13 protein-coding genes are annotated in these 11,986 nt (G+C 61.5%); 5 read left to right on the plus strand and 8 right to left on the minus strand.

The annotated features are described in order from the left end of the window. Window positions 1-3: 3 nt before the first annotated feature. The 5 genes from G4D79_RS13035 to G4D79_RS13055 all read right to left on the minus strand — a co-directional run bounded on the left by G4D79_RS13035 (window position 4) and on the right by G4D79_RS13055 (window position 4,149). Window positions 4-1,695: a GAF domain-containing protein gene (locus G4D79_RS13035; protein WP_042921348.1), complete on the minus strand. Its 1,692-nt coding sequence runs from the start codon at window positions 1,693-1,695 to the stop codon at window positions 4-6. 27 nt (window positions 1,696-1,722) lie between these two features. After that, window positions 1,723-2,418 (minus strand): hypothetical protein, encoded by a 696-nt coding sequence (locus G4D79_RS13040; RefSeq protein WP_030534897.1) that lies wholly within the window; start codon window positions 2,416-2,418, stop codon window positions 1,723-1,725. A gap of 19 nt (window positions 2,419-2,437) precedes the next feature. Then, entirely contained in the window at window positions 2,438-2,770 is a 333-nt protein-coding gene (locus tag G4D79_RS13045; protein WP_003946336.1) for a cupin domain-containing protein, read from the minus strand. An 84-nt stretch (window positions 2,771-2,854) separates the two neighbouring features. Further along, window positions 2,855-3,346 (minus strand): dihydrofolate reductase, encoded by a 492-nt coding sequence (locus tag G4D79_RS13050; RefSeq protein WP_047272583.1) that lies wholly within the window; start codon window positions 3,344-3,346, stop codon window positions 2,855-2,857. A 2-nt stretch (window positions 3,347-3,348) separates the two neighbouring features. Beyond that, complete coding sequence (locus tag G4D79_RS13055) at window positions 3,349-4,149, minus strand: thymidylate synthase (RefSeq protein WP_007727661.1); 801 nt, start codon at window positions 4,147-4,149, stop codon at window positions 3,349-3,351. A gap of 86 nt (window positions 4,150-4,235) precedes the next feature. On the opposite strand from G4D79_RS13055, the gene cobF reads away from it, so the two are divergent. From cobF to G4D79_RS13075, 4 genes are all read left to right on the plus strand, one after another. Continuing rightward, a complete protein-coding gene (cobF, locus tag G4D79_RS13060) occupies window positions 4,236-4,976 on the plus strand; it encodes a precorrin-6A synthase (deacetylating) (RefSeq protein WP_054781263.1) in 741 nt (246 codons plus the stop codon). 76 nt (window positions 4,977-5,052) lie between these two features. Next, complete coding sequence (locus tag G4D79_RS13065) at window positions 5,053-6,219, plus strand: GGDEF domain-containing protein (RefSeq protein WP_235867894.1); 1,167 nt, start codon at window positions 5,053-5,055, stop codon at window positions 6,217-6,219. A 43-nt stretch (window positions 6,220-6,262) separates the two neighbouring features. Further along, a complete protein-coding gene (locus G4D79_RS13070; protein WP_099698256.1) occupies window positions 6,263-7,438 on the plus strand; it encodes a diguanylate cyclase in 1,176 nt (391 codons plus the stop codon). A gap of 40 nt (window positions 7,439-7,478) precedes the next feature. After that, window positions 7,479-8,345 (plus strand): Fpg/Nei family DNA glycosylase, encoded by an 867-nt coding sequence (locus tag G4D79_RS13075; RefSeq protein ID WP_007727653.1) that lies wholly within the window; start codon window positions 7,479-7,481, stop codon window positions 8,343-8,345. Here G4D79_RS13075 and G4D79_RS13080 read toward each other — a convergent pair. Then, window positions 8,338-9,213, minus strand: coding sequence for a LysR family transcriptional regulator (locus tag G4D79_RS13080; RefSeq protein WP_007727651.1), 876 nt, complete (start codon window positions 9,211-9,213; stop codon window positions 8,338-8,340). The two genes, G4D79_RS13075 and G4D79_RS13080, sit on opposite strands and share 8 nt — an antisense overlap. A 72-nt stretch (window positions 9,214-9,285) precedes the next feature. Here G4D79_RS13080 and G4D79_RS13085 point away from each other — a divergent pair, with 72 nt between their 5' ends. Continuing rightward, window positions 9,286-10,518 carry an MFS transporter gene (locus G4D79_RS13085; RefSeq protein ID WP_042921334.1) on the plus strand — a complete coding sequence of 411 codons (1,233 nt, stop codon included), beginning with the start codon at window positions 9,286-9,288 and terminating at the stop codon, window positions 10,516-10,518. Between the two features lie 30 nt (window positions 10,519-10,548). Here G4D79_RS13085 and G4D79_RS13090 read toward each other — a convergent pair whose 3' ends face one another. Then, on the minus strand, window positions 10,549-11,328 hold the full coding sequence (locus G4D79_RS13090) for a DUF427 domain-containing protein (protein ID WP_047272578.1): 780 nt from the start codon (window positions 11,326-11,328) through the stop codon (window positions 10,549-10,551). A gap of 57 nt (window positions 11,329-11,385) precedes the next feature. Beyond that, window positions 11,386-11,862 carry a nitroreductase/quinone reductase family protein gene (locus G4D79_RS13095; protein ID WP_003946395.1) on the minus strand — a complete coding sequence of 159 codons (477 nt, stop codon included), beginning with the start codon at window positions 11,860-11,862 and terminating at the stop codon, window positions 11,386-11,388. Window positions 11,863-11,986: the final 124 nt, after the last annotated feature.

Raw genomic sequence — 11,986 nt, forward strand, 5'->3', positions numbered from 1 at the left:
GATCTAACGACCGGATTTCGGTCGATTCGAGTTGGTGCGACCGAGCGGTACTCGCCAGAGCAGGCGTGCACCGCTCGGATCGTGATTGACGATCGTGCACGTACCGCCGCAATGTTCGGCGCGGCGCTCCAGATTGTGCAGTCCACTCTTGTGGAAGTCGGAGGGGAGTCCGACGCCGTCGTCCTCGATCGTGATCGCAAATTCGACGTCCGCGGTGACAGCGATGGTGATGTGGCGTGCGTGTGCATGCCGAAGGACGTTGCTCAACCCCTCACGCAGCACGGCTTCGGCGTGCTGGTGGATCCCGGGATTCACCAGAGTGTCGATGGCGCCGGAGAATTGGACGCTCGGGGTCACCGCGGACTGTGCGGTGGCGTCGCCGATGACATCGAGGAGGCGTCGGCGCAGGCTCGACGAATCGGTGGCCGTCGGAGTCTGCAGATCGAAGATGGTTGTCCGGATCTCGCGGACTGTCTTGTCGAGCTGTTCGAGAGATCGTTTGACAATCGCGCGCGCCGACTCCGGGAGGGTCTCGTCCGGAAGCGTGCTCTGCAGGCTCATTCCGCTCGCGAACAGTCGCTGGATGACGTTGTCGTGCAGGTCTCGTGCGATGCGGTCGCGGTCGGCGAGAACGGACAACAGGCGTTGCGCCTTTTGTTTCTCGTCGAACTCGATTGCAACGGAGCCGAGTTCGGCCATCGACTCGATCCGGGTCAGTTCGTCGTGATCCCAGTGTGTGTTGGTGGAATTCGACGCCACGATGACCGCGCCGACTACACCCGAGGCGACGCACATCGGTGCCACGACCGCACTCCCAGCCGACGGCACCAGTTCGGTGAGTGCGCCTAAAGTGGTGAGTACCTGTAGCTTTCGAGTGCTCCGCACCACGTCGAACGGATAAGTGGTCGCCGGGATTCTGACTCCACGTGACGTGGTCCGAGCGCTGGCCGCGGCGTGAACCTGTGCGTAGCCGTTCTCGCAGATCACCACGATCACGTCGTCGACGCCGGTCAGGTCCCGAACGCGACTGGCAAGAAGTTGCAGGCCGTCCTCGAGCGAGTCACCGGCCAGCAACCGCGAGCGGATGGCAGATGTTGCGGTGAGCCATCTTTCACGAGTTCGTGACTGCTCGAACAGTCGGGCGTTTTCCACAGCGATGCCGGCTGCGATGGCGAGGGCTTCGAGAATGACCTCGTCTTCCTGGGTGAACTCGGCCTGTCCCCGTTTCTCGGTCAGGTAGATGCTTCCGAACACCTTTCCCCGCATCATGATCGGCGCTCCGAGGAAGCTCTCCATCGGTGGATGATTTGCGGGGAATCCCACCGATTCGGGATGGTCGCCGAGATGGGCCACACGCAAAGTCTGCGGGTGATTCATCAGAACACCCAGCACGCCATGACCTTCGGGGAAATGTCCCATGGTCGCGCGTTGGGACCCGGAGATTCCCTCGTACACGAATTCCGAGAGCCCGCCCCCCGGCGCCGCGACCCCCAGGGCGCCGTAGCGGCAATCCAGAACCGTTGTCGCAGAGGTGATGATCCGTTGAAGCGTCAGGTCGAGGTCCAGGCCGGAGCCGACCACCAGGACCGCCTCGAGCAGGCGGTGGAGTGTCGGTATGTCGGCATTGGAATCGCCCAGGCGGTCGAGCAACTCGCCGAACGTACGTGCCGGACTGTGACCCGAAGCTTCGACCATGGTCGAAGCATATCGCCTCACCGAACGTCAGCTCTCCTGGCGGCGACCTTCCCACCACGACGACCAGTGATGCTTGATCTCGTCGAACTCGTCATCGCTCAGGTCGTAGGTGGTCAGCAGGATGGACATGCCTCCGTCGGGCCGCTGCGCCGTCACCGACTGGGTGGCGACAGACAGCAGGCCAGGGCCGAGATCCTCGACTGTCAGCCCGAATTGGTGGTCGGTGACGTAGTCGACGACGCCTTCGAAATAGTCGCCGGGAGCGATTGTCACCGCGTACCGACTTCCCGCTTCCAATTCGATTTCGGTGAGCCCGAGGACGCTTGCCACGTTCTCACCGGGGAGCAGAAGGCCGTCGAGATAAATGGTTTTACGCTCGGCCAGTCCGTGGTGCTCCACTGCGAATCTGAGCAGCTGGAGGAATGTCGTCCAGCCCTCGGTGATGTCGTCGTACCAGTCGTCGTCGGCAGATTTGGCCGGCCGATCGATGCGGACGACCGTCTTGCCGTCCTGTTCGCGAAGTGAGAAACGGTCACCGTTTCCGAGTTTCAGCGTCAACGCTTCGGGGTCGGCCTCAGCGGTGGAGTAGATCTGGTTGATTTCGTCGTCGAGTCCGTCGTACTCCCAGCCGAACCAACGTCGAATCAGCGACGGGTCGCGCAGCGCGGGCCAGAGTACGGACGGGGCTGCGACGACGGACACTTCGATCACGGTTTCGCTCACGCGGAAGACGCTACCGATTTCAGCCCTTCATGGCGACGGTCAGTAGAAATGCAACGTCTTCGAGCGCTTCGACGCTGTGCCGGTCGGCCGGGACGGTCAGGAAATCACCCGTGGATCCTTTCCACTGGTCGCTCCCACACACAAGATTCAGCTTCCCGCTCAGGACCAACAACGTGGCTTCGCCCGGACTGTCGTGTTCGGCGAGGCTCTTGCCGGCGCTCAGCGCGATCACCGTCTGTCGCAGGCTGCGCTGGTGGCCACCGTAGACGGTTTGTGAACTGCGACCGCTGGTCGCCGAGCCCGCCAGTTTCAACTGTTGGCGAGCGAGAGCGGTCAGTGACTTCTTGTCCATCGAAGACCTCTCGGAAGCGGTGAATGTCCTTCTTGGAGTATGACCGACTCACTCGCGAGGTGCCTCGTTATCGGCGGAAGTCGGTCAGCGCGTGTACTCCAACCAGCGGAAGCGCAGGCCGCTCTTCTCCGAGGTCTGCCAGGGCTCGTCGGATTTCAGGTTCCATTCGGGGCCGATCTCGGGAGCAAAAGCATCACCGGCGATGTCGAGGTCGATCTCGGTCACCAGTAGATGCGTTGCGAATGGCAGTGCAGCCGAATAAATTTGCCCGCCGCCGACGACGAAGACGTCACCGTCCGGCAACGCCAGGGCGTCGTCCAGCCTGTGGACTACCTCGGCGCCTTCGGCGTGCCATTGCGGATCGCGTGTGACGACGATGTTCCGACGCCCGCTGAACGGACGGAACTTCGATGGAATGGAGTCCCAGGTGCGCCGCCCCATGATTACCGGATGGCCCATGGTGACGCGCTTGAAGTAAGCCATGTCCTCGGACACGCGCCACGGGATCGAGTTGTCGGCGCCGATGACGCCGCCGTGGGCCTGCGCCCAGATGAGGGTGACTGTGCGATCGGTCATCGTCAGACCGCTACCGGGGCTTTGATCGCGGGGTGGTGCTGGTAGTCGACGATCTCCACGTCCTCGAAGGTGTAGTCGAAGATGGAGTCGCGCTTGTTCAGCTTCAGGGTCGGCAACGGCAGCGGTTCGCGGCCGAGCTGCTCGGTCACCTGGTCGACGTGATTGTCGTAGATGTGGCAGTCGCCGCCGGTCCAGACGAACTCGCCGACGTCGAGTCCGGCCTGCTGGGCCATCATGTGGGTGAGCAGCGCGTAGCTGGCGATGTTGAACGGAACGCCGAGGAACATGTCGGCGCTGCGCTGGTACAGCTGGCAGGAGAGCTTGCCGTCGGCGACGTAGAACTGGAAGAAAGCGTGGCACGGCGCCAGGGCCATCTGCGGAATGTCGGCGACGTTCCACGCCGAAACGATGATCCGCCGCGAATCGGGGTTGGAGCGCAGAGTCTCGACGGTCTGCGCGATCTGGTCGATGTGCTCGCCCGAAGGGGTGGGCCAGCTACGCCACTGGACGCCGTAGACGGGGCCGAGTTCACCGTTCTCGTCGGCCCACTCGTCCCAGATGGAGACGCCGTGCTCGTGCAGCCACGCCACGTTGGAGTCGCCGCGCAGGAACCACAGGAGTTCGTTGACTATCGACTTGAGGTGGACCTTCTTGGTGGTGACGAGCGGAAAGCCGTCGGCAAGATCGAAACGCATCTGGTGACCGAAGATGCTGCGGGTGCCGGTTCCGGTTCGATCGGATTTGGCGGTACCCGTCTCCATGACGAGCCGGAGGAGGTCTTCGTAAGCAGTGGAGACAGTCACGGGAATCAGTCTAGGGCCTGCCTTGCCGTGCGCCTTTATTAACCTCCGGCGGTTAATAAAGGCGCACGGCAATATAGCCTCGGCACATGCGCGAACTCTTGGTGATCGGTATCGGTGCTGGTGATCCCGACCAGGTGACGGTTCAGGCGATCAAGGCTATGAACAGGGCCGATACCTTCTTCATCATCGGAAAGGGTGACGAGAAGCAGGCCCTGGTCGACTTGCGCACCGGCATTCTCGACGAGCACGTTCACCTCGACTACAAGGTGGTCGAGATCACGGACCCGCCGCGGGACCGAACCCCGACCGACTACGAGGGCGTCGTCGAGGACTGGCACGAGCGTCGGGCCGCGAAATTCGAAGCGGAATTCGCGGCCGAACCTGGCGTCGGCGCGATTCTCGTCTGGGGTGACCCTTCCCTCTACGACAGCACTCTGCGGATCGTCGAGCGCGTGCTCGCTCGCGGGAGAGTTTCGTTCGACTACTCCGTCATCCCGGGAATCACCAGCGTGCAGTCGCTGGCTGCACAACACCGGATCGTCCTGAACCGAATCGGCGAACCCATCCACATCACGACCGGCCGCAAACTGGCCGAGGGATTGCCCGACGGCGTGGACAATGCCATCGTGATGCTCGACGCGCATTGCACCTTCACTCAGGTAAGCGAAAACGACGCCGAGATCTGGTGGGGCGCGTACCTCGGGACCCCGGACGAGGAGTTGATTTCCGGCAAACTGCGTGACGTCGAAGATCAGATCGTCGCTCGCCGGGCGGAGTTGCGTGAGAAGCACGGTTGGATCATGGATACGTACCTCGTTCGGCGCTGACAACCGACCCTGAATTTGCCGCCTCGATCCTGCACTCTTGATCCCGAACGACGGTCTGCGCACCTATGATCTGCGCATGACATCGTTCGGGCAGGACCGACTGCAGTCGATTCTGCCCGCGCCGCGTGGCCGTGAAAAATCAGCTGTGAAGTCGGCTTTCGACCTTCTGGTTCAGTGGTATCGGCGTCCTGATCAATTCGACAGTTTCAATCGATACCTCGCCACGAAGGGCCTGGAGCTAGCTGTCCGATTGCTGGTCATCGGCTCGCTGACGACGGTCATCATTGCGATGATTCTGCTGCGCTTCAGCGACGCGGGCGTGCACAACCACGTCACCAGCGTCGTCAACGCCGTTATCATCGCCGTCACGATTGCGGTGATCGTGCTCTTCTGCCTTCTGCCCGAAATCACGCGTCGGTGGTCGTACTTCTTTGTCGCCTACTGCGAGGTCGGCGTATTCGTCGGTGTGTTCTTGAACAACGACCCCTTCATCGGGTTGATCCAGTGTGTGCTCTTCGTACTGATCGGTGGTTACATCGCGTACTTTCACAACGCGAGACTCCAGGCGGTTCACATCGCGCTGTCCATCGTGGTTCTGGCAGTGGTCGGCCGAAAGGTCGCGGTCTACGCGGATCCTGCGTTGGCCACCGCACTGTGTCTGATCATCGCTACCGGGATCGTGGTCATCCCGTTCGCCTGCCAGTTCGTCCTCTCACTTCTCGGCTCCGACGCGGACAGTTCGGATGTGGATCCGTTGACAGGGCTTCTGAATCGGCGCGGGCTGCAGCGAGCTGTTGTCGAAATGGGGGCGACGGGGCATGCGTCGAGCAAGTCGTCGTATGTCGTCACGATTGTCGATGTCGATTCGTTCAAGAGCGTCAACGACTCACAGGGGCACGAAGAAGGCGATCTCGTACTTCGCCAGATTGCTGATCGACTGCGGTGGTGCGGCGGTGAGAAGGCGCTCTTCGCCAGATTCGGTGGGGACGAGTTCGTGTTGGTAGACACGATAGACGTCGGCGCAGCGCCTGCGTTCGAAGACAATCTGCGAAGGCACTTGCGAATCGACAATCGTGATCCGGTAGTGACCACCAGCGTCGGAGTCGCGATCACCTCTGCCGAATGGTCGTCGATTATTTCCGACGAGGAGTTGACGGAACTGTTTCGAGTAGCCGATGCCTCGATGTACCGCGCGAAGGCCGCCGGCGGCGATCAGGTTGTGATGTGGGACGGCAAACAGTGAAAATTGTCTGATTGCGGGGAGTTGACTGGATTACCCTGACCCTATGGAATCTGCCGAGAGTGTTGAGCGTTCGGACGCCGTGGCGTCTCGACGACCGCTCTCGGGTCCCGCGTTCCGGCTGATCTCTTCTCAACTTGTCGATTGGTATCGGCGTCCGGACCAATTCGACACCTTCAATCGCTATCTCGCGGACAAAGGGTTGACCGTCGCCTCGCGGTTTCTCGTCGTCTGCTCGTTGGTGCTGGTCACCGTGATCATGTTCCTCACTCGCTTCAGTCCACAGGGACCGACCACTTCGCACGCGCGCACCGCGAACGCAGTCATCATGGTCATAACCGTGATGATGGCCGTCGCCCTCTCGACGAGGCGCAATCTCTCCCGTTCCTGGTCTTACGCCTTTGTGCTCTACTCGGAATTGGGAATAGCGGCCGCAATGCTGCTGTACTCCAATCCACTTGCAGCACTGGCACACGCCGTGATGTTTTCGGTGATCGGCGGATACATCGCGTTCTTCCACAATGCTCGAATGCAGAGCCTTCACATGTTGTGGGTATTCGTCGTGGTCATCGGCATCGTGACACGTACGGCCGTGGTCGAAAACGATGTGGATGTTCCGGTTCTGGTCGCGTTGGTAGTACTGGTCGGCGCGGCAATCTACGTGATTCCCTTTGCCTGTCAGTTCATTTTCTCGATCCTCGGCACCGACGCGTTGAACTCGCAATTGGACCCACTGACGGGACTGCTCAACAGGAGGGGACTGGCCGACGAAGTACGACTGTTGCTGGAGCGGTCGTACACGCACTCGGCGCTCTTGGTAGTCGCCGCCGTCGACATCAATCGATTCAAGGCCATCAACGACGAGTACGGACATACCGTCGGTGACGCTGTGATCGAAAAAGTCGGATCGAGGCTGGTCGAATGCGCCGGCCCGGCGGCCTTGATCGCACGGATAGGCGGCGACGAGTTCGTCATCGTCGATTCGGTCGATCAACACTCGTTCCATCGACTCGAACATGAGCTACTCCGTTCGACGATCACCTCGCCCGATCATCCCGAGGTGGCGATGAGCGTCGGAATCGCGAAGATTGCAGGGCCTTTCGAATCAGCGGATGATGCGCTGGTCGCATACCCGACTCTGCTGCGGCGAGCGGATCGGGCGATGTACTCCGCGAAGGCACGCGGTGGGCATTCGGTGGTGCTGCAGACGGAAACGGACTGAGCGCGCTGTGAGTGTCCGTGGTCGGCGTTAGTCTGTTGCCATGCCTGAACTACCCGAGGTGGAAGCGCTGGCAGGGTTCCTTCGTCAGCACGCGGTCGGCGCAGTGGTGGGACGCGTCGACATCGCTGCATTGAGTGTGCTCAAGACCTTCGATCCGCCGATCACTGCTCTGCAGGGGCGTGACGTCACGGGCGCCGCCCGCTTCGGGAAGCATCTGGCTCTGGATTGCGACGGGTTGTGGTTGGTCACGCATCTCTCCCGTGCCGGCTGGATGCGCTGGCTGGACAATCCATCGGCGACGCCGCCGAAGCCGGGGAAGGGGCCGTTGGCGCTGCGCGTTCATTTCTTCACACCCGAAGGGTTGACGCCGGCATTCGATCTCACCGAAGCCGGCACCAAGAAACGCCTCGCCGTCTGGGTCGTGAACGATCCGCAGGAGGTTCCGGGCATCGCCCGGTTGGGGCCGGACGCGATGGCTGTGACCGAAGCCGAGTTCGCACAGATTCTGGGCGGAACGTCGGCGCGGATCAAGAACTCGATAGTCGAGCAGTCGTTGATCGCCGGTATCGGGAACGCCTACTCGGACGAGATCCTCCACACCGCGAAACTCTCGCCTTTCGCGACCTCGTCGCGGCTGACGCCGGATCAGATTTCGACGTTGTATGCCGTGATGCGATCTACGCTGGCCGACGCGATCGAGCGTTCGGAAGGTCAGGACGCGGCCCGGCTCAAAGGTGAGAAACGCTCGGGGATGCGAGTGCATGCCCGTACCGGACTTCCGTGCCCGGTGTGCGGTGACGTCGTACGCGAAGTGTCGTTCGCGGAGCGCTCTTTTCAATACTGCGCGACGTGCCAGACCGGCGGTAAACCGTTGGCGGACAGGCGAATGTCGAAACTGCTCAAGTAGCGAACTGCGCTGCGAGTAGTTCGACGAACTCGCGGGCGAGCGCCGACGAATGGGTGGGTTCGGTGATTGCGTGGACGATCCGATGCGGCGCATCGGTGATCGGAATACAGACCAATTCGGGGTGCAGGGCGCTCATGGACTGGGGGAGCAAACCTACGCCCAGGCCGTTGGCGGTCAGTGAACAGATCAGGTCTACCGAGTTGGCTTCAAGTGTTTTTCCCCGAGGGACCTGTGATTCGGCGAAGGCTTGGTCGGTTTGGACACGGGCCTCGCTGCCGGAGGCGAAGTCCACGAGAGTGTGATCGCGTAGGTCTTCGAGCCTGATCGACGAAGCCTGGGCAAAGGGATGGTCGGGAGCAACGAACGCTGCGGTGGGTTCACTCCACAGCGGTGCGGCGGCAAAGCTCTTGGGTAGGCGACCTGCGGCCAATCCGACAATGCCGACGTCGATTGCACCGGACCGGACTCCCTCGATAACTACTTCACTGCCGTACGGTCGCGCGGTGATGTTGATTGCAGGGTGGCGCCGTGTCAGATCTGCCAGCGCGCGTCCGACGTCGACGCGCCCCGCCGAGGTGATGGTGCCGACCGTCAACCGCACTTGCTCGTTGCTCCGTGCCGAGACATCACTGACGAGTCTCGACACGGCGCCGAGTACCTCGCGGGAGCGGGCGACAAAAACCTCGCCTGCAGCAGTCAGGCCGACGTTTCGGCTGTTCCGGTTGAACAATTCGACTCCCAGTTCCTTTTCGAGGTCTCTGATCTGGGCACTCAAGGCGGACTGGGAAACGTGCAACCGCGACGCTGCTCGGCTGAAGTGTCTGTCTTCCGCGACTGCCAGGGCGTAGCGGATGTGACGTAGTTCCATTGCACCAATCTATCGTTTCTGGAGATAGATCATGCATATCTATCTATTGGACGCGCGTCGGTGTAGGCGGTCATGCTTGACGACATGATTTCAAGCGACGCGCGTCCGAGGCTCGGACTACCGATAGTGCTGCTGATGGCTGCGGCGACGGGCCTGTGCGCGGGCGGTAACTATTTCAACCAGCCACTCCTCGATTCCATCGCAGATCACCTGAATGTGTCGGCCTCCGCAGCGGCCGCGACGGTGACCATCGCGCAGGTCGCGTATGCACTCGGATTGATACTTCTGGTTCCGGTGGGCGACATGGTGGACCGACGCAAGCTGACGGTAGGGCTCATGCTGCTGGCGGCGACCGGTCAAGCGGTCAGCGGATTTGCGCCCAACTTTGCCACGCTGGCAGTGGGAATCGCTGTCGCTGGAGTCTTTTCGGTCGCCGCCCAGGTGCTCATTCCGTTTGCCGCCTCGCTGGCCGAACCTGAGAGGTCCGGTCAGGTGGTCGGCACGATCATGAGCGGACTGCTGATCGGAATCCTGCTGGCGCGCAGCGTTGCCGGCGTCCTCTCCGGACTGGGAGGTTGGTCGACGGTATACAAGGTTGCGGCGGTGCTGATGGTGGTGATGGCCGTGGCATTGTGGCGATCTCTGCCTTCCGATTCCGCAGATCGCCCGAAGGCAAGCTACCGCGCAACGCTCGCTTCGGTAGGGAAGTTGGCTGCGACCTTGCCGCGCCTGAGAACCCGATCGGCCATGGGCGGACTGGCTTTTGCTGCTGTCAGCACCGTCTTCACGACGATGGCCTTTCTTCTGTCCGGCGAATTCGGCTACAGCGACACTCAAATCGGCTTGGTCGGACTACTCGGTGTGGCGGGAGCTTTGATGGCGACGGTGGCGGGCAGACTGGCCGATCGGGGATTGGGTCAGCTGGCGACCGGCGGCGCCATCGCGATTCTCTTGGTGTCGTGGCTTCCCTTTGTCGCCGGTGCCACCCACGTGGTGTGGTTTCTCGTTGCCATCGTCCTTGCCGACCTCGCGCTGCAGGGAGTGCACGTCAGCAACCAGAACGTGATCTACGCCCTTGTCCCCGAAGCACGTTCGCGTGTGAATTCCGTGTACATGACCACCTACTTCGTCGGTGCTGCCGTGGGCTCGGCGGTGGGGTCAGTGGTGTGGAAGTCGTACGGCTGGAACGGAGTATGCATCGCCGGGTTGGTCTTCTCCGTTGCAACGGCGATGGTGTGGGTGCATGATCGCCGACTGGAGACGGCTGAACTGCGAATCCCGGAATCCCCTGTTGCAGTGGGGTAGGCACCCACACCTTCTCGGCTCCAGCACCTTTCAGATTTCGGCACCGTCCACCAGGATCTTGCCGACGCGTTCGGGATAGAACGACACGTGGTCGTCGATCCCGGACGCTTCGGCGGTAGTGAACGGATAGAACCACGCCAGATCCTCGATCGGAGCGAGTTCGGTTGTGCCGGTGAACGACAGATACGACGCAGTGCCCTTGTAGGGGCAGGCCGTGGTGGTCGGGGACGGCGCAAAGTACTCGCTGCGAACGTCGATTCTCGGAATGTAGTACCGCGTGGGCAGTCCGGTTTCGAAGAGCAGTCTGGGTCGTCTCGTCTCGGCGACCAGTACGTCGCCGACAAAGACCTGGACGTGGCGGGACGAGGGGAGTGCGTCGATACGTACGTATGGATCGCGGGCGTGGACAAAGACCTGTTGATCCTCCTCGTACCAGGCGTCCATGCGATCCCAATAGAATGCGACGTACTCACTCAGATCCAGGGAACCGTCGAACTGTTCAGGGTAGGTCCAGACGGCGTCCTCGGCCCGGCGATCCCCGATCTCGATCGTCCAGTAGGTGGCGTCACCTTTCCATGGGCAATGGGTGGTCGTCGACGTCGGGACGAGGAATTCGGTACGAACGTCCGCGAGGGGGATGTAGTACATCGGCAGGCGGCCGCGTTCGAAAAGGTATACCGAACGAGTGGTGTCTGCGACGGCGTGACCAGCGAAGAAGGCTCGAATTCGGCGGGGGTTCGGCTCCAGTGCGATCCGCCCGTTGGAAGCTGTGATCTGTGTGTCTTCTGCGTGAGTCAGTGCTGTGGACATTCGCGAATGCTCCTGAGATCGGCAGGGTGGTCCTTCCCATCCTGCGCCCGGCAGCAGTTATTTGACAGGTTGGAGTCGAAATACGCGGATCTGGCGCCCGAATGCTCGATCGGCGTAGGTTTCGTACGGCGGCCACGTGGTGGTCGCGAGCTCCCACAGCTTCTTACGCGTGGCGCCCTCCGCCAGACTCGCACCGACCGGTATTTCGACGCCCTTCACTGTCACGATTGCGGTGGGGTTTGCCATCAAATTGAGTGTCCATGCTGGATGCGTATCCTGCCCCCAGTTCGAACCGACGACGACAAACGCATCGCCGTCAGGTGCGTACAGGAGTGGCGTGGTGCGAGAACGGCCGGTCTTACGGCCCGTCGTGGTGAGCAGTAGCTGAGTCACGGTGTTCTCTCCGACCAGCGAGAGCTTGCCTCCCGACACTCTCTGCACTGCTCGATCGAGCGGAACCAGATCCTTGCCGAGATCCGAGAACCATTGTGTATGGCCGACATTGCGCATCAATGACCGGTAGATATTGCGCATCGGACCCCTCGCATTCTCGGCACTGTTTCGAGGCTGGTGCACCTCGACTCGAAAGAGTCTGCCACGTCTGGTCACAGATACCTGAGTCCCAAGGTCCCGAAAGGAATGAAGCGGTCAGCCGAAT

Source organism: Rhodococcus sp. WY5 (genome assembly GCF_018588185.1).
Taxonomy (GTDB): domain Bacteria; phylum Actinomycetota; class Actinomycetes; order Mycobacteriales; family Mycobacteriaceae; genus Rhodococcus_F; species Rhodococcus_F qingshengii.